Source organism: Mesorhizobium sp. LCM 4577 (genome assembly GCF_001854795.2).
Taxonomy (GTDB): domain Bacteria; phylum Pseudomonadota; class Alphaproteobacteria; order Rhizobiales; family Rhizobiaceae; genus Mesorhizobium; species Mesorhizobium plurifarium.
This window is the reverse complement of sequence record NZ_MDDU01000020.1, coordinates 1-16570: the sequence shown is the minus strand read 5'-3', so window position 1 is coordinate 16570 and position 16570 is coordinate 1. Positions and strand designations below refer to the sequence as shown.

Here is a 16570-nt window from a genome sequence, read left to right as displayed (position 1 = left end):
AATGGCTACCGAAATCCGCGTCCCCACTCTCGGCGAATCCGTCACCGAGGCGACCGTCGGCAAGTGGTTCAAGAAGGTCGGTGACGCGATCGCCGCCGACGAGCCGCTGGTCGAGCTCGAAACCGACAAGGTGACGGTGGAGGTGCCCGCCGCTGGCGCCGGGACGCTGGCCGAGATCACCGTCAAGGAAGGCGAGACGGTCAATGTCGGCGCGTTGCTCGGCTCGATTTCGGCGGGCGGCGCGGCCGCCGCTCCGGCGACGAAGCCGCAGGCGGTGGCGCAGGCTTCGAGCCCGGACGCCGCGTCCACCACCAAGCAAGCCGCGGCCGAGACCGCCAAGGTCGCCGGCGACGCCGGCCCGATCGAGCCCCGCACCATGCCGCCGGCCCCGGCCGCGGCCAAGCTGATCGCGGAGCACAACCTCTCGGTCGAACAGCTCTCCGGGTCCGGCAAGCGCGGCCAGGTGCTGAAGGGCGATGTGCTCGACGCCATCGCCAGGGGCGCGCCCTCGCAGCCGGCCGAGACGCCGAAGGCGGCTCTGGCGCCGGTCGTTGCCCGCGCGCCGTCCCCGGCCGAGGATGCGCCGCGCGAGGAGCGCGTGCGCATGACCAAGCTGCGCCAGACCATCGCCCGCCGCTTGAAGGAGGCCCAGTCGACCGCCGCCATGCTCACCACCTTCAACGAGGTGGATATGAGCGCGGTGATGGCGCTCAGGTCCAAATACAAGGACGTGTTCGAGAAGAAGCACGGCGTGAAGCTCGGCTTCATGGGTTTCTTCACCAAGGCGGTGACGCATGCGCTGAAGGAGATCCCGGCGGTCAATGCCGAGATCGACGGCACCGACATCATCTACAAGAATTTTGCCCATGTCGGCGTCGCCGTCGGCACCGACAAGGGCCTGGTGGTGCCGGTGGTGCGCGACGCCGATCAGATGTCCATCGCCGAGATCGAGAAGGAGATCGGCCGGCTGGGTCTCGCCGCGCGCGACGGCAAGCTTTCGGTGGCGGACATGCAGGGCGGCACGTTCACGATTTCCAACGGTGGCGTTTACGGATCACTGATGTCGACGCCGATCCTTAATGCGCCGCAGTCCGGCATTCTCGGCATGCACAAGATCCAGGACCGGCCCGTGGTGGTCGGCGGCCAGATCGTTATCCGGCCGATGATGTATCTGGCGCTCAGCTACGACCACCGCATCGTCGACGGCAAGGAAGCGGTGACCTTCCTCGTGCGCGTCAAGGAAAGCCTGGAGGATCCCGAGCGGCTGGTGCTCGATCTGTGATCGGATCGGATCCGCAATGAGCGGCTGGCCGGAGCGGTTCGGGTTCAAGCTCGGCCATAGCCTGCGGCGAATTTTCCGGCGCAGCATCGTCATGCTTGGCCTCTCCGCCGCCGTTCCCTCGCCGGCAATCGCCGCCGATTGGGATCCGGCGACGGCCAGCAGCAATTTCGGCGTCTTCGCGCTCTCCGACGCGCAATTGGCGGAGCGCAAGATCACCGTCACACCGATCGGCGAGCTCGAACTCCCGACCGGCGAGATCATCGCCTGCGACCCTCTGATCACGACCGACGACTGGCCGGCGCTGGCCCGCAAGGTCAAGCCCGGGCACTATCCGGTCACGCTGTTGGAGGCGCAGGGCCGGGTCGCCGCGGCGTTCCTTCGCTTCCGTCCCGGCGTACCGGCGCGCTGGGAACTCGCCGTCCTGCCGGGGCAAGACGTCTCGACGCTGAACGGCGACGAGATCTTCGGCTATCCCGTCGATGCCGGCCTCGGCTCGTTCATGGACAAGGCGGCGATGGCCCTGATGTCGGCCGCGCAGGACAAGCTCAAGCCCGAACAGAACTATTATGACGATGTGCTGGCGGCCGAGTTCGCGCCGAACCAGGACCGGTTCGTCATGCACCATCCGGCCGCCGGCAATCCGGTCAACATCGCGATGTTCTGGAGTGGCTGGGGCGACGGATTCTACCCGTCCTTCTGGGGGCTGGACGCAGCGGGCGAGCCGGTGGTCCTGATGACCGATTTCGGCGTGCTCGAAAACGCCGACGGCCGCGAAGACGACCAGGCCAAGTGATGACGACAGCCGTCTCGCCCGTGATTGGATTGATGGCCGGATCGCTGGCGCTCGCGGCGGCGAATTCGAATGCCCAGGCCGCCTGCCCGATCCAGCTTGCGGTCTATGGCGAGGCGYAGAGCGGCGCCGAGATCGACTTCACGCCGGCCGGCCCCTCGGCGACGATCACCAACGCCTTCCGCATGATCCTCGACAACAATGTCGTGCTCGACGGCATCGCGATGTGGACCGAGGGATCGTCGGCGCGGCCGCATGGCTCGCTGATGTACAAATGCCCGACCGGCGACGTCACCGGCGAGGAGCTTACCGCCTGCACGGTCTGGGAAGGCGTCATCTACAGCGCCGACGAGAAGGGCGGTGTCGGCCTGCTGCCGGCCGAAGGCGCCGACGCGCCGAAAAGCCTGATCTTCCCCGATCTCGGGCCGTCACTCGAAATGTCGGCCGCCTATGGTCCCGCCGGCTTCTCCAAAGTGCCATGGGACATCTTCGTGCTGAAAGGCTGCCAGGAATGAGCGCGGACAAAAAGACACTGCTGGTCACCGGCGGCAGCCGCGGCATCGGCGCCGCCATCTGCCGGCAGGCAAACCGGGCCGGTTACCGCGTTGTGGTCAACTACGTCTCCAACCAGGCGGCCGCCGATGCGCTGGTCGCCGAGCTCAAAGCCGCAGGCGGCGATGCCTTCGCGGTCAAGGGCGATGTCGGCAGCGAGGCCGATGTCATTGCGATGTTCGAAGCCGTCGACCGGGCCTTCGGCCGGCTCGACGGCTTCGTCAACAATGCCGGCATCGTCGACGTCAAGGCGCGGGTCGACGAGATGAGCGTCGAGCGGGTCGAGCGCATGATGCGCATCAATGTCGTCGGCTCGTTCCTCTGCGCCCGCGAAGCGGTGAAGCGCATGTCGACCCGTCACGGCGGCAAGGGCGGCGCCATCGTCAACCTGTCCTCGGCGTCCGCGAGGCTCGGCTCGCCCGGCGAATTTGTCGACTATGCCGCCTCCAAGGGCGCGATCGACAGCATGACCATCGGGCTCGCGCGCGAAGTCGCGTTGGAGGGCATCCGCGTCAACGCGGTCAGTCCCGGCATCACGGACACCGAAATCCATGCGTCGGGCGGCCAGCCCGACCGGGTGGCGCGGTTGCAGGACGCGCTGCCGATGAAACGGGCAGGCACGGCGGATGAAGTCGCGAGCGCGGTTCTCTATCTTCTGTCGGACGCGGCCTCCTATATAACGGGCACGATCCTGAATGTGAGCGGCGGCCGCTGAAGGCTGGATAAAAAGGATTCTATATTATGGCTTATGACGTGGTTATCATCGGATCGGGGCCGGGCGGCTATGTCTGCGCCATCAAGGCGGCGCAGCTCGGCCTGAAGACGGCGGTGGTCGAGAAGAACGCCACCTTCGGCGGCACCTGCCTCAACATCGGCTGCATCCCGTCGAAGGCGCTGCTCCACGCCTCCGAGATGTTCGCGGAAGCCGGCCACGCTTTCGATACGCTGGGCATCGAGTTGCCGGCGCCGAAGCTCAATCTGAAGAAGATGATGGCGCATAAGGACACGACGGTCGCCTCCAACGTCAACGGCGTCGCCTTCCTGTTCAAGAAGAACAAGATCGATTCCTTCCGCGGCACCGGCAAGGTGGTCGGCGCCGGCAAGGTTTCGGTGACCGGCGAGGACGGCAAGGTCGAGGAGATCGAGACGAAGAACATCGTGATCGCCACCGGCTCGGATGTCGCCGGCATTCCGGGCGTCAAGGTCGATTTCGACGAGAAGGTGATCGTCTCCTCCACCGGCGCGCTGTCGCTGGCCAAGGTGCCCGCCACCCTCGTGGTGGTCGGCGGCGGTGTCATCGGGCTGGAGCTTGGCTCGGTGTGGGCCAGGCTCGGCGCCAAGGTCACGGTTGTCGAGTTCCTCGACAATATCCTCGGCGGCATGGACGGCGAGGTGTCGAAGCAGTTCCAGCGGCTCCTGTCCAAGCAGGGCTTCGAGTTCAAGCTCGGCGCCAAGGTCACCGGCGTCGCCAAGGCCAAAAGGGGCGCCACCGTCACCTTCGAGCCGGTCAAGGGCGGCGCGGCGGAAACCATCGAGGCCGACGTGGTGCTGGTCGCCACCGGACGCCGTCCCTATTCCGATAGCCTCGGCTTGAAGGAGGCGGGCGTCGAGGTCGACGAGCGCGGCAGGGTCAAGACCGACGGGCATCTCAGGACCAACGTGCCCGGCATCTATGCCATCGGCGACGTCGTTGCCGGCCCCATGCTGGCGCACAAGGCCGAGGACGAGGGCGTCGCGGTGGCCGAGACGATCGCCGGCCAGGTTGGCCATGTGAACTACGACGTCATCCCGAGCGTCGTCTACACCAGCCCGGAGATCGCCTCGGTCGGCAAGACCGAGGAGGAGCTGAAGAAGGCCGGCATCGACTACAAGGTCGGAAAATTCCCGTTCAGCRCCAATGGCCGCGCGCGCGCCATGCTGCACACCGACGGCTTCGTGAAGATCCTGGCCGACAAGGCCAGCGACCGCGTGCTCGGCGTCCACATCGTCGGTTTCGGCGCCGGCGAGATGATCCACGAGGCGGCGGTGCTGATGGAATTCGGCGGCTCGTCCGAAGACCTCGCGCGCACCTGCCACGCGCATCCGACGATGTCGGAAGCGGTGAAGGAAGCGGCGCTGGCCACGTTCTTCAAGCCGATCCATATCTAGAGCAATTCCAGGAAAAGTATGAGCGGTTTTCCGTCCGGAAAACAAAGAGATAGAGCATCATCCCGAACAGAAGGGCGATACGCGTCAGGGTTCGGTATGGCCCGTATCGCACCAGGAGATACCTCGTGTGCAAAGGCTCCGATCTGCTTGTTGCCGCCCTCGAGAATGAAGGCGTGGACCGTATCTTCGGCATACCGGGCGAGGAGAACCTCGACGTCGTCGAGTCCATTCGCAAATCCTCGATAGAGCTTATCCTGACCCGCCATGAGCAGGCGGCCGCATTCATGGCCGCCACCCACGGCCGGCTCACCGGCAGGCCCGGCGTCTGCATCACCACACTTGGCCCCGGCGCCTTGAACCTGACGACAGGCGCGGCCTACGCGCTGCTCGGGGCCATGCCCATGATCATGATTACCGGGCAGAAGGGCGTCAGATCGTCCAGGCAGGCCCGTTTCCAGATCGTCGACGTCGTGGCGGCGATGAAACCCCTGACGAAGCTTTCGCGTCAGATCGTTTCGCCCAGGATGATTCCGGGCGTGGTGCGCGAGGCTTTCCGCGTGGCCGGCGAGGAGCGTCCGGGACCCGTGCATCTGGAGCTGCCCGAGGACATCGCCGCGGAAGAATGCGACGCGGTGGCGCCGATTCCGCCGCACCCGGTCGAGCTGCCGCTGGCGAGCCCGCTTGCGCTCGACCGCGCCGCGCAGATGATCATCGAGGCTGAGCGGCCGCTGGCGATGATGGGCGCCGCCGCCTCGCGGCCGCGCTCGACCTCGGACCTCGCCCAGTTCGTTCTGCGGACCGGCATTCCCTATTTCACAACCCAAATGGGCAAGGGCACGGTACCGGGTGGAACCGAGCTCTATATGGGCACGGCCGCGTTGTCCGAGCGCGACTACGTGCATGAAGCGATCGAGCGGGCGGATCTCATCATCACGATCGGCCACGACACGGTCGAGAAGCCACCCTTCATCATGGGCGCCGACGGGCCGAAGGTCATTCATGTCGGCTACCAGCCGGCCACTGTCGAACAGGTCTATTTCCCGCAAACCGAGGTGATCGGCGATATCGGCGCCTCGCTCAGGCTGTTGGCCGACCGCCTGGAAGGCAACATTCCCAATGCACAGGCACTGCTGCCGCTGCGCGAGGGAATATTGAGCCGCATCGCGGCGCGCGACACCGAGGACCGCTTCACCCCGCAGCGCCTGGTGCACGACGTGCGCGCGGTGATGCCGGCCGACGGCATCCTGGCGCTCGACAACGGCATGTACAAGATCTGGTTCGCGCGCAACTACCGCACGCGCGTCGCCAACACGCTGCTGCTCGACAACGCGCTGGCCACGATGGGCGCCGGCCTGCCGTCGGCGATGATGGCGGCGATGCTTTTTCCGGAACGCCGCGTCATGGCGGTTTGCGGCGATGGCGGCTTCATGATGAACAGCCAGGAGCTGGAAACCGCCGTCAGACTGAAGCTCAATCTCGTGGTCCTGGTCATCGAGGACCATGCCTATGGCATGATCCGCTGGAAGCAGGCGGTCGACGATTTTCCCGATTTCGGCATGACCTTCGGGAATCCCGATTTCGTCCGCTATGCCGAAGCCTATGGCGCCAAGGGCACCAGGGTAGGCGCCATCGCCGAGTTGAGACCTGCCCTCGAGCAGGCCTTTGCCGCGGGTGGCGTCAATCTCGTCGCCGTTCCGATCGACTATTCGGAGAATGAGCGGGTCCTGGTCGAAGAGCTGCGCCATCGGCTCCCCTGGCCGGCCAGTCCCGTGTGACGCGTTTTTCCGAAGCTGGGGACAGCGTCCCAAACAGAACGGCCCGCCTTTCGGCGGGCCGTTCGTCGTCAAGCTGTAGCCCGATCACTGCGCCGGGGCAGGTGCCGGAGCTGGGGCCGGCGCGGGTGCAGGAGCCGGAGCGGGAGTCGGGGCAGGCGCCGGAGCTGGTGCCGGCTCAGGGGCTGGGGCAGGCGTTGCAGGCGCGGGGGCGGGCGTGCTGGCGGCCGGCGGCTCAGCCGGGGCGGGGGCATGCTCGCCGCCGCTTCTGCCAAAGACATAATACGCAACAATGGCCAGGATAATGACAACAAGGGCGATCAGCCACCCGCTGCCGCCACCACCGCCACTCGACGTGGGAGGCGTGCTCGAGGGGGTGAAGGGGTCGTTAGGGTTCGCCATGAAACGTGTCCTCCTTGGATGAAAGTCATCAAAATAACAGCCATCAACGCGCTGAGCCCGCATCGGGTTTCACGCGGACGGACGGAAAGCGCTGAAAAACCGGCGTTTTCAGGTCCGCCAGCCGCCAGACGACTCAGTTGACGGCGGTAACAGTATACCCTGACTTGCGAAAATCCTCGACCAGTCCTTCCGGACCGGGCAGATGCATGGCGCCGACGGCCATGAAGACGTTGCCCTTTGCCAAAATCGGCCCGGCATGCGCCGCCATCACCTTGTTGCGGCTGATGATCATGGTCTGCTCGAAGGCGGCATAGCCCGCCTTGTCGTCCGCCGTGTCCGGCAAGACGGCGCGGAACAGCGGCCAGAACATGCCGATCTCGCCGCGCTGGTAGAGCACGATCATCGTCTCGTTGACGTCGTTCACCTTGTCGCCGAGCTTCATCGTCTCGACCAGGCTCTTCATGTGGAATTCGAGCGGCAGCGAGGCCATGGCGCGCAACTGATCGACGGCGGTCTCGAGCCCTTCGACGTCCTTGCCCGAGGCCTTCGCGTCGGCGGCAAGCCTGACGTCCAGCACGGGTTCGCCGGCGCTCTGGCGCGCCACCTCGCAGGTCGGCAAAGCCATCATCGCCGACAGGATCCACGGCTTCATCTTGGCGACCGTCGCCGGCGGGATGCCGCGGGCGTCGAGCCCCTTGTTCAGTGCCGCCGCATCGTCCGGCGACAGCAACGACGACAGCGTGGTGTTGTCGGTGAACATCATCAGGCCGGGTTCGCTGGCCATGGCGGCCATCATCTTGGCCTTGTCCATCGCATCGGTGGTCTCGATGACGATGGTGCCGGCGCCGTCATAGGCCTTTTGCGCGGCGGCCGGCAGCGTGGTGACGCGCGTATCGGTCATATGCATGGTGCCGAACAGATAGGACGGCTCTTCGCCCGGCTTCTCCAGCTTCCACAGCAGGCCGTTGCCGTTGGGAACGGCCGCCGCTTCGGTCTCGACTTTCTTGAAGGCGGCGGGATCGTTCTTTTCCAGCGCCGTCAAAAGATCGGTGCCGACGCAATTGGGAGCTTCCGCATGGGCCCGGCCGGCAAGCAGCAGAACGACGAGGAAAGACAGGAAAAACAGCAGGTTGAGCGCCGCAAGCAGCTTCAACGAGACAAGGGCCGCGCGGTCGGCGATGGCGATGACGCGTTTCATGAAAAGCGTCTTAGCGCTGAAAAGCGGCAAAACGGTTAACCGGGAGAATGAAATTGTTTCTGGTGCGGTGAGCTGCCGCTTCGTCATCCACGGGCGGAGCAAGGAGCGGAGCGACGCGCGCAGACCCGAGGATCCATTCCGTTACCTGAGCCGTGGAATGCGGCGATGCAGAATTCTGCACCGCTGCGGAGGGCCGACGTCACGGCATGGATACTAGGGTCTCCGCGACGGAGCTTCGCTCCTGCTCCGCCCTAGTATGACGAAGTCAGGGGTCACGCCCTTGGATGCGCCTTCTCGTAGATATCGAGCAGCCTAGCGGTGTCGACGCCGGTGTAGATCTGCGTGGTCGACAGGCTGGCGTGGCCGAGCAGTTCCTGGATGGTGCGCAGGTCGCCGCCACGGCCGAGCAGGTGGGTGGCGAAGGAGTGCCGCAGGGCATGCGGTGTCGCTGTGTCCGGCAGGTTGAGCGCCGAGCGCAGCTTCGCCATCTCGCGCTGGACGATGGCCGGGTTGAGCGGGCCGCCACGGGCGCCGCGGAACAGCAGCCCCTCGGGCCCGATATGGAAGGGACAGAGCCGGCGGTATTCGGCGACCGCCTTGCGGGCCACCGGCAGCACCGGCACCAGCCGCGTCTTGCCGCCCTTGCCGGTGACCCGCAGCACGGTGTCGGCGTCCGAGGCGAGATCGCCACCGGTCAGCCCGAGCGCCTCGGAGATGCGCAAGCCGGAGCCATAGAGCAGCGTCAGCACGGCGGCATTGCGCGCGGCGACCCAGGGTTCGTCAGCGAGCTGACCTTCCACGGCCACGACCTGTTTCGCGTCGCTTGCCGTCAGCGGCTTGGGCAACGACTTCGGCTGGCGTGGCGCGCGCAATGCCGTCGCGCCCGCTGCGTTGACCATGCCGCGTTTTTCGAGAAAGCGCAGCAGCGAGCGGACGCCGGCAAGGCCGCGCCCCAGCGTGCGGGCGCCGGCGCCGTCATTGCGGCGCTTGGCGAGGAAGCCGCGCAAATCGGCCGGCCGCAGGTCGGCGATGTCCGAAATGCCTGGAGGGCCGCCGCGATGGCCGGTCAGGAAATGCAGGAACTGGCGGGTGTCGCGCTCATAGGCCTCGACGGTCTCCGGCGACAGCCGGCGCTCATGGGCGAGTGTCTTCAGCCAGGTCTCACGCGCCGCCTGGAGGTCGGGTTTTGCCGGGATGAGAAATTCCTGCATGGCGGCAGTTTCAGGCATGCGGGTTAGGAAGCGGTGAAGAGGCCGTCATTGAAATGACCACGGGACGGCGCTAGAGCAGGGCAAAGGAAGCGCCGCCGATGTCGAAGCTCGAAAACCCCGTACAGATGGCCGTGATCGGTGCCGCGCACGGCATCAAGGGCGAATTGCGGGTGAAGACCTTCACCGGCGATCCGCTGGCGCTGGCCGATTACGGCCCGCTCTTTGCCAAGGATGGCCGCGCTTTTCAGATCACCGATATCAGGCCTGCCGGGACTGTGGTGGTGGTGCGTTTCAAAGGCGTCAACGACCGCAATGCCGCCGAGGCCTTGGCCGGCACGGAGCTTTTCGTCGACCGCTCGGTGCTGCCCGACGACGGCGAGGAGGACGAGTTCTATCACGCCGATCTCATCGGTCTCGAGGTCAGGGACGATACAGGCGTCATCGGCAAGGTCGTCGCCGTGCATAATTTCGGTGGCGGCGACATACTCGACGTCACGCTTGCCGGCCGCAAGGGCGTGCTGATCCCGTTCACACAGGCCGCGGTGCCGCATGTCTCGATCGCCGACGGCTTCGTCGAGGTCGATCCGCTGGCGGCCGGCCTTGTCGAAGATGAGGAAGATGGCGCCGCACCTGGCCGTTCCGGCTTCGACCCCAAGGGTCGGCCGCGCGGACCGAAGGATGCCGGGGGCAACCGTTGAGCTTTGCCGCTTCGGTGCTGACACTCTATCCGGAGATGTTTCCGGGCGCGCTCGGCCTGTCGCTGGCCGGCAGAGCGCTGGAGGCCGGCACGTGGTCGCTGGAGGCGATCCAGATCCGCGATTTCGCCACCGACAAGCATCGCACCGTCGACGACACGCCGGCGGGCGGCGGCGCCGGCATGGTGATGCGCGCCGATGTGCTGGCAAGGGCCATCGACCACGCCTCGCCGCCGGGCGACGGGCGTCCAAGGCTGCTGATGAGCCCGCGCGGAAAACCGCTGACGCAAGCGCGCGTGCGGGAGCTTGCGGCCGGACCGGGCGCGGTCATCCTGTGCGGCCGTTTCGAAGGCGTCGACCAGCGGCTGATCGAGGCGCGGGGACTGGAGGAAGTTTCCGTCGGCGATTTCATCCTGTCGGGCGGCGAGCCGGCCGCGCTCGTGCTGCTCGATGCCGTGGTGCGGCTTTTGCCCGGCGTCATGGGCAATGCGGTGTCCGGCGAGGAAGAGAGCTTCGAGAACGGCCTGCTCGAGCATCCGCACTATACGCGGCCGCAGGAATTCGAGGGCAGGCCGATCCCGGATGTGCTGATTTCCGGCAATCACAAGAAGATTGCCGAATGGCGGCGCGCCGAGGCCGAGAAGCTCACGCGTGAGCGGCGGCCGGACCTGCTGGGCGCCGATCCGCCCCGGTAACCCGGGGCGATCGTCCTTTTATCTGACCATGATCTTTTCCGAAAACCGGTTCCCACTTTTCGGGATCATGGTTTTCAGCCCTTGGTGAAGTAGTAAAACGCCAGGAGCAGGCCGACGGCGACGACGAAGCCGCGCACGACGCCTTGCGGCACGCGCTTGGCGATCCAGACGCCGGCATAGCCGCCGAGCGCGACGCCCGGGATCATGACGATCGCCTGCGGCCAGGCGACGACGCCTCCGGAAACGAAGACCAGGATGGCGACGACCGCGATCACGATCGACAGCATGTTCTTCAGCGCGTTGAGCCGGTGGTAGTCGCCGGCTTGCGTCAGGCCGAGGGTGGCCAGCATCATCACGCCCATGCCGGCGCCGAAGAAGCCGCCATAGACCGCGGTCGCGAATTGAACGAGCGAACCGGCAAGCGAGCCGACGGAGGCCTGGTGCTCCGGCCCCGCCGCGGGCTTCAGCCATGGCCCGGCGGCGAACAGGGCGGTGGCGGCGATCAGCAGCCAGGGCACGAGGGCGCGGAAGGACGGGTTGGAGAGCGCGAGCAGGATGAGCGAGCCGGCCAGCGCGCCGAGCGCGGAAATCAGGCAAAGCAGCAGGGCGCCGCGCCAGAAATGCCGGATATCGGTCCAATAGGCGAGCGTCGAGGTGATATAGCCCGGCAGCTGCGTCACCGAGGAAGTGGCGTTGGCGACGATCGGTGGCAGGCCGACCAGCGTCATGGCGCCGAAGGTGAGGAAAGTGCCGCCGCCGGCAACCGCATTGGCGGCGCCTGAGGCAAAACCCGCGAAGAAAAGCAGAACGGCATCGAAAAAACTCATTTCCCCGCTTAGAAAGCTTCCGAGGCGAGCGCAACCCGGCACGGCGTCAATGTCATGGGGCCATCGAGCGCAAAAAATGTGCCTGAAGGCCCTTTTTTGATGCATGTCGTCATCCCAGAACCGCCCGCACTTCTGGGCGACATGCATTAGGGCGTGACAAAGCGCGGAAATAGCTGTATGTCGCCGCCCGAACCGGAAGAACGATCTTCTGGACCCGTCAACAAGTGCGGTGTAGCCGTCCCTGCCCGATGTTTCGACAAAGGGCATAGCCGAGCGGTCATTGGAACTGCAAGGCGAGTTGAGGACGCTCTGACTGTCGGAAGAACAAGAAGTGGATTTTTGAGATGGATCTCATCCGTCAGCTCGAGGCCGAACAAGCCGCCAAGATCGAAGCCAAGCGCAAGCTGCCCGAATTCCAGCCGGGCGACACCGTCCGCGTCCAGGTGCGCGTCACCGAAGGCAGCCGCACCCGTGTCCAGGCCTATGAGGGCGTCGTCATCGCCCGCGCCGGCTCCGGCTTCCAGGAGAATTTCACCGTCCGCAAGATTTCCTACGGCGAAGGCGTCGAGCGCGTTTTCCCGGTCTACTCGCCGATGGTCGAGGGCGTCGAGATCGTGCGTCGCGGCAAGGTGCGCCGCGCCAAGCTCTATTATCTGCGCGACCGTCGCGGCAAGTCGGCCCGCATTTCGGAAAACACCGGCGTGCGCGCCCGCAAGCTGAACGATGAAGAGCGTGACGCGCTGAACGCCGAGCGCGCCCGCATCGAGGCCGAGAAGGTCGCCGCCGCCCAGGCGCTGGCCGCCGAGACGGCCGCCAAGGAAGCCGCCGAGAAGAAGGCTGCCGCCGAGGCTGCTTCCGCCGAATAAGGTTTTGGCGGAACGGGTTGGAAAAGGCGGCTTCGGCCGCCTTTTTCGTTTTCACCGAGCTGTGATCGCGAGCCTCGGGAAAACCGATCCGGCAGGATTGACGGACAATTATCTTGTACACTAAATAATCGTGTACAATCAATTGGAGATAAAAAATGTCTGCACTCTACACCGCCCAGGCCCATGTCAGCGGCGGCCGCAACGGCCACGGCGAAACCAGCGACGGCCTGCTCAAGGTCGATCTGGCGATGCCGAAGGAGCTCGGCGGCAAGGGCGGCGCCACCAATCCCGAGCAGCTCTTCGCCGTCGGCTATGCGGCCTGCTTCGAGAGCGCGGTGCGCTTCGTCGCCCACCAGCAGAAGCTGCCGCTTAAGGACGCTTCGATCACGTCCACGGTCAGCCTCTATCCGAACGACCAGGGCGGTTTCCGCCTCGGCGTTTCGCTGGCGGTGGAAATCAAAGGCCTTGATCAGACAGGCGCCGAGGCGCTTGTATCGGAAGCACACAAGATCTGCCCCTATTCCAACGCCATCCGGGGCAATATCGATGTGGCGCTCTCGGCAAAGGCTGCATGACGACGAAAACCGAAACCATGACCAGGCAGGCCCCGGCGCAGGACGCCGGGGCATCCGAGGTGCCACGCCTCGACCAGCAGCTTTGCTTCGCGCTCTATTCGGCAAGCGGGCTGATGACCAGGCTTTACCGGCCGCTGCTCGATCCGCTCGGCCTCACCTATCCGCAATATCTGGCGATGCTGGCGCTGTGGCAGCATTCGCCGAGCACGATCGGCGAGCTCGGCGCGGCACTGGGGCTCGATTCGGCGACGCTGACGCCGCTGATCAAGCGCATGGAGGCGGGCGGCCTGGTGACGCGCCGGCGCGATGCCGCCGACGAACGCCGGGTCCTGGTCGAGCCGACCGCCAAGGGCGATGCGCTGCGGGCGAAGATGAAGGACGTGCAGGAAGGCTTAAGCTGCGGCATGCCGCTGGAGCGGGCCGAGCTCAAAGCCCTGCATGGCACCTTGACGCGCCTGGTCGCCGGGTTGCGCGAAGCCACGGCCGGTCAGGACTGATCGCGGCAACGGTCATCCCGCGAAACCTGCCCCGAAGAGCACGGGATTGCATATTGGCCGGCGCGAGGCGGCGCGGACCGGCTTGCAAGGCGCTTGCGGCAAGCTAAAGTCGGCGCCGGATTTCTCAGGCCGCGAAATTGCAGCGCGGCCGCACTTCGGAGATTTGTCATGACCAAGTCGAAACTGCTGCTGGCCGCCATGGTGGCCTGGCTTCTCGCGCCTGTCGCGGCGCTCGCCGACAATTTGCCCGACCTCGGCGGCAAGAAGGTCGTGGTGGTGACGGAAAATGCCTATCCGCCACTGCAGTTCATCGACAAGAAGACCGGCAAGCAGATCGGCTGGGAATATGACGCGATGGACGAGATCGCCAAGCGGCTGAACTTCAAGGTCGAGTACCAGAACACATCCTGGGACGCGATGATCCAGGCGGTTTCGGACAACCAGTACAACATCGGCATGACCGGCATCACCATCAAGGACGACCGCAAGGAGAAGGTCGACTTCTCCGATCCCTATATGCGCTCGGAGCAGTTCATGCTGGTGCGCGGCGACGAAAGCCGCTTCACCGACGCCAAGAGCTTCGGCGCCTTCAAGGACGGGCTGATCGGCGCCCAGCCGGGCACCACGCCGTTCTACACCGCCGTCTACAGCGTGCTCGACGGCAACGAGCAGAACCCGCGCATCAAACTGTTCGAAACCTTCGGCGCGACCGTGCAGGCGCTGAAATCGGGCGACGTCGATGTCGTCCTGACCGACGGCACCGCCGGCCAGGGCTATGTCGATGCTTCCGCAGGCAAGCTGAAGCTGATCGGCGGACCGCTCGGCACCGAGGATTTCGGCTTCATCTTCCCGAAGGGCTCGGACCTGGTGAAGCCGGTCAACGCCGCGATCGCATCGCTCAAGGCGGACGGCACGTTCGACAAGCTCAACAAGAAGTGGTTCCTCGACTACAAGATGGGACAGTGATCTCGTCTTGCTGCGCGCCGCGAATTTGCAGGAAATCGCGCTGAGTTTGCGCCCAGTCCCCCCTCTCTGCCCTGCCGGGCATCTCCCCCTCAAGGGGGGAGATTGGACGTCACGCCGGCTTTCGCCAACTATCAACGTCGCAGAATGTGCGGAGCGGCTTGAACTGCTAATCTCCCCCCTTGAGGGGGAGATGGCCGGCAGGCCAGAGAGGGGGGACTGGGCGCTATCCTTTCGAGACTTCCTTTCCGGCGCCTTCTGATGCCGCCCGCAGCCCCCACATCCAAACCCGAATTCCCCTGGTGGCTGGCCGCCGCCCTTGCCCTTGCCTTGGCCGCCGCCCTCGCCATTGCGTCCAGCGATCTCTACGCCGAAGTCTTCGCTACCGTCGCCAAGGGCATCGGCATCACCGTCTTCGTCACCGCGGTCGCCTTCGCGCTCGCCTCCGTGCTTGGGCTCGGCATCGCGCTGATGGCGCTGTCGGGATCGCAATGGCTGCGGYAGATCGCGCGCTTCTATGTCGAGATCATCCGCGGCGTGCCGATCCTGGTGCTGTTGTTCTGGATCGCCTTTGCCGGCGCCCCGGCCTTCGTCGCCGCCTGGAATGCGCTGACCGCGCCGCTGCAGAGCGCCGGCCTGATCGGCGAATTGCTGGTGCGCGACGTGTCGCTGCTCTGGCGCGCCATCATGGCGCTGACCATTGGCTATTCGGCTTTCATCTCGGAAGTGTTCCGGGCCGGCATCCAGTCGGTCGAGAGGGGCCAGATCGAAGCCGCCAAGGCGCTCGGGCTCAGCCGGGCGCAGCGTTTTCGGCTGATCGTGTTCCCGCAGGCGATCCGCATGATCCTGCCGCCGCTCGGCAATGACTTCGTCGCCATGGTCAAGGATTCCTCGCTGGTCTCCGTGCTCGGCGTCGCCGACATCACGCAGATCGGCAAGGTCTATGCCGCCGGCTCCTTCCGCTTCTTCGAGACCTATTCGATCGTCGCCTATATCTACCTTATCCTGACGGTCGGCCTGTCGCTGGCGCTGCGGGCGCTGGAACAGCGGCTGCGCCGGCAGCATCAGGAATAGCCGGCGGCAAAAGTCCGCGTTAGGTTGGGAAGCGTTGCAATCCGGCTCGGAGGACTCGCCCATGAATTTCGACAAGGCCAATGCGGCGCTGGATTCCGTCTATTCGGCCGAGACGCCGGAAGGGCTCGCCAAGGCCTATGCCGAATGGGCGGCCACCTATGACAGCGAGACCGCTTCGCTCGGCTATCTCCTGCCCTTCCTGATCACCGCCTGGGTAGCGCGGCATGTGCCGGCGGGCGAAGGTCCGCTGCTCGACGCCGGCTGCGGCACCGGCCTGTCGGGACCGTCGCTGAAGGCTCTGGGCTATGGCGACATCGCCGGGCTCGACCTCTCCGAGGAAATGCTGAAAATCGCCGGCAGCCGCCAGGCCGGTGGCAAGCCGGCCTATAGCGAGCTGAAGAAGGCGATGCTCGGCGGCCCGCTGCCGTGGCCCGAGCGGCATTTCCGCGCCTTCTTCTCGACCGGCGTCTTCACCATCGGTCATGCGCCGGCTTCCGGCCTGCATGAGCTGGTGCGCATCACCAAGGCCGGCGGCCACGCCATCTTCACCGTGCGCGACCAGGTTTTCGAGAGCGGCGGCTTCCAGGCTGTGTTCGACGAGCTGACGCATGCGGGGAAGTGGCGGCTGGTGGAGGAAAGTCCGTGGTTCCGCTGCTACGCGATCGGCGATCCGGACGCGCTGGTGAAGACGTTTGTGTTCGAGGTGGTGTGAGCAAGCCTGACGCCATTTCCTCGCCCCCGCGAAAGCGGGGAGAGGTGGCCCGGCGAAGCCGGGACGGAGMGGGGKMMGMSSKSCGCSWSRMSWWWKYMRSYSYMMKMMMMGSCKCRAGMCYKWMRGKCTYGMGSCKKKKMKKRSRSYKRMWWWSKYSWSGCGSMSSKCKKMCCCCKCTCCGTCCCGGCTTCGCCGGGCCACCTCTCCCCACTTCGTCTAGGGGATGCACACATCTTTTGAAGTGAATGACTCGCTTTTGATTGGCGATCTTGTGTTGGGCTGTGATTCCGTCTGCGATGCGTTGATGGAGA

General features: G+C 65.5%; 17 protein-coding genes. 14 read left to right on the top strand and 3 right to left on the bottom strand.

Annotation, left to right across the window (positions count from 1 at the left end):
* Nucleotide 1 precedes the first annotated feature (1 nt).
* The 6 genes from odhB to LCM4577_RS20375 all read left to right on the top strand — a co-directional run bounded on the left by odhB (nucleotide 2) and on the right by LCM4577_RS20375 (nucleotide 6547).
* Nucleotides 2-1282, top strand: coding sequence for a 2-oxoglutarate dehydrogenase complex dihydrolipoyllysine-residue succinyltransferase (gene odhB / locus LCM4577_RS20400; protein ID WP_041002988.1), 1281 nt, complete (start codon nucleotides 2-4; stop codon nucleotides 1280-1282).
* A gap of 16 nt (nucleotides 1283-1298) precedes the next feature.
* Nucleotides 1299-2075, top strand: coding sequence for a DUF4241 domain-containing protein (locus tag LCM4577_RS20395; protein ID WP_052468686.1), 777 nt, complete (start codon nucleotides 1299-1301; stop codon nucleotides 2073-2075).
* The gene (locus LCM4577_RS20390) at nucleotides 2075-2587 is read left to right on the top strand and encodes a hypothetical protein (protein WP_071073125.1); all 513 of its coding nucleotides are present in this window, start codon (nucleotides 2075-2077) and stop codon (nucleotides 2585-2587) included. The genes LCM4577_RS20395 and LCM4577_RS20390 overlap by 1 nt, the downstream gene beginning before the upstream one ends.
* Nucleotides 2584-3339, top strand: coding sequence for an SDR family oxidoreductase (locus LCM4577_RS20385; protein WP_071073123.1), 756 nt, complete (start codon nucleotides 2584-2586; stop codon nucleotides 3337-3339). Before LCM4577_RS20390 ends, LCM4577_RS20385 begins: the two co-directional genes overlap by 4 nt.
* Before the next feature lie 26 nt (nucleotides 3340-3365).
* Nucleotides 3366-4772 (top strand): dihydrolipoyl dehydrogenase, encoded by a 1407-nt coding sequence (lpdA, locus tag LCM4577_RS20380; protein WP_071073121.1) that lies wholly within the window; start codon nucleotides 3366-3368, stop codon nucleotides 4770-4772.
* A 125-nt stretch (nucleotides 4773-4897) separates the two neighbouring features.
* Nucleotides 4898-6547 (top strand): acetolactate synthase large subunit, encoded by a 1650-nt coding sequence (locus LCM4577_RS20375; protein WP_071073119.1) that lies wholly within the window; start codon nucleotides 4898-4900, stop codon nucleotides 6545-6547.
* A gap of 532 nt (nucleotides 6548-7079) precedes the next feature.
* Here LCM4577_RS20375 and LCM4577_RS20370 read toward each other — a convergent pair.
* Nucleotides 7080-8144, bottom strand: a complete 1065-nt coding sequence (locus LCM4577_RS20370; RefSeq protein WP_071073176.1) for a TraB/GumN family protein — start codon at nucleotides 8142-8144, stop codon at nucleotides 7080-7082.
* 272 nt (nucleotides 8145-8416) lie between these two features.
* Nucleotides 8417-9355, bottom strand: a complete 939-nt coding sequence (locus LCM4577_RS20365) for a tyrosine recombinase XerC (protein ID WP_071073117.1) — start codon at nucleotides 9353-9355, stop codon at nucleotides 8417-8419.
* A gap of 98 nt (nucleotides 9356-9453) precedes the next feature.
* Between LCM4577_RS20365 and rimM the strand changes: the two genes are divergently transcribed.
* Together rimM and trmD are read left to right on the top strand one after the other, a co-directional pair.
* The gene (rimM, locus tag LCM4577_RS20360) at nucleotides 9454-10053 is read left to right on the top strand and encodes a ribosome maturation factor RimM (protein WP_071073115.1); all 600 of its coding nucleotides are present in this window, start codon (nucleotides 9454-9456) and stop codon (nucleotides 10051-10053) included.
* Complete coding sequence (trmD, locus tag LCM4577_RS20355; RefSeq protein WP_071073113.1) at nucleotides 10050-10745, top strand: tRNA (guanosine(37)-N1)-methyltransferase TrmD; 696 nt, start codon at nucleotides 10050-10052, stop codon at nucleotides 10743-10745. The genes rimM and trmD overlap by 4 nt, the downstream gene beginning before the upstream one ends.
* A 74-nt stretch (nucleotides 10746-10819) precedes the next feature.
* Here trmD and LCM4577_RS20350 read toward each other — a convergent pair whose 3' ends face one another.
* Nucleotides 10820-11572: a sulfite exporter TauE/SafE family protein gene (locus tag LCM4577_RS20350; protein WP_040987804.1), complete on the bottom strand. Its 753-nt coding sequence runs from the start codon at nucleotides 11570-11572 to the stop codon at nucleotides 10820-10822.
* 344 nt (nucleotides 11573-11916) lie between these two features.
* On the opposite strand from LCM4577_RS20350, the gene rplS reads away from it, so the two are divergent.
* From rplS to LCM4577_RS20320, 6 genes are all read left to right on the top strand, one after another.
* On the top strand, nucleotides 11917-12438 hold the full coding sequence (gene rplS, locus LCM4577_RS20345; RefSeq protein WP_040987802.1) for a 50S ribosomal protein L19: 522 nt from the start codon (nucleotides 11917-11919) through the stop codon (nucleotides 12436-12438).
* 155 nt (nucleotides 12439-12593) lie between these two features.
* Complete coding sequence (locus LCM4577_RS20340; protein ID WP_040987800.1) at nucleotides 12594-13013, top strand: organic hydroperoxide resistance protein; 420 nt, start codon at nucleotides 12594-12596, stop codon at nucleotides 13011-13013.
* Nucleotides 13010-13510: a MarR family winged helix-turn-helix transcriptional regulator gene (locus LCM4577_RS20335; protein WP_052468685.1), complete on the top strand. Its 501-nt coding sequence runs from the start codon at nucleotides 13010-13012 to the stop codon at nucleotides 13508-13510. The genes LCM4577_RS20340 and LCM4577_RS20335 overlap by 4 nt, the downstream gene beginning before the upstream one ends.
* A gap of 168 nt (nucleotides 13511-13678) precedes the next feature.
* On the top strand, nucleotides 13679-14476 hold the full coding sequence (locus LCM4577_RS20330; protein WP_041011008.1) for a transporter substrate-binding domain-containing protein: 798 nt from the start codon (nucleotides 13679-13681) through the stop codon (nucleotides 14474-14476).
* 258 nt (nucleotides 14477-14734) lie between these two features.
* Nucleotides 14735-15547, top strand: a complete 813-nt coding sequence (locus LCM4577_RS20325; protein ID WP_071073111.1) for an amino acid ABC transporter permease — start codon at nucleotides 14735-14737, stop codon at nucleotides 15545-15547.
* Nucleotides 15548-15608: 61 nt separating this feature from the next.
* Nucleotides 15609-16259, top strand: a complete 651-nt coding sequence (locus LCM4577_RS20320) for a class I SAM-dependent methyltransferase (RefSeq protein WP_071073109.1) — start codon at nucleotides 15609-15611, stop codon at nucleotides 16257-16259.
* Nucleotides 16260-16570 lie beyond the last annotated feature (311 nt).

Bases quoted from the DNA above. Each gene is read 5' to 3' on its own strand.
- LCM4577_RS20330 (WP_041011008.1), top strand. From the start codon at position 13,679: ATGACCAAGTCGAAACTGCTGCTGGCCGCCATGGTGGCCTGGCTTCTC.
- LCM4577_RS20385 (WP_071073123.1), top strand. From the start codon at position 2,584: ATGAGCGCGGACAAAAAGACACTGCTGGTCACCGGCGGCAGCCGCGGC.
- LCM4577_RS20395 (WP_052468686.1), top strand. From the start codon at position 1,299: ATGAGCGGCTGGCCGGAGCGGTTCGGGTTCAAGCTCGGCCATAGCCTG.
- odhB (WP_041002988.1), top strand. From the start codon at position 2: ATGGCTACCGAAATCCGCGTCCCCACTCTCGGCGAATCCGTCACCGAG.
- LCM4577_RS20350 (WP_040987804.1), bottom strand. From the start codon at position 11,572: ATGAGTTTTTTCGATGCCGTTCTGCTTTTCTTCGCGGGTTTTGCCTCA.
- LCM4577_RS20340 (WP_040987800.1), top strand. From the start codon at position 12,594: ATGTCTGCACTCTACACCGCCCAGGCCCATGTCAGCGGCGGCCGCAAC.
- LCM4577_RS20320 (WP_071073109.1), top strand. From the start codon at position 15,609: ATGAATTTCGACAAGGCCAATGCGGCGCTGGATTCCGTCTATTCGGCC.
- rimM (WP_071073115.1), top strand. From the start codon at position 9,454: ATGTCGAAGCTCGAAAACCCCGTACAGATGGCCGTGATCGGTGCCGCG.
- LCM4577_RS20370 (WP_071073176.1), bottom strand. From the start codon at position 8,144: ATGAAACGCGTCATCGCCATCGCCGACCGCGCGGCCCTTGTCTCGTTG.
- LCM4577_RS20335 (WP_052468685.1), top strand. From the start codon at position 13,010: ATGACGACGAAAACCGAAACCATGACCAGGCAGGCCCCGGCGCAGGAC.
- rplS (WP_040987802.1), top strand. From the start codon at position 11,917: ATGGATCTCATCCGTCAGCTCGAGGCCGAACAAGCCGCCAAGATCGAA.
- LCM4577_RS20365 (WP_071073117.1), bottom strand. From the start codon at position 9,355: ATGCAGGAATTTCTCATCCCGGCAAAACCCGACCTCCAGGCGGCGCGT.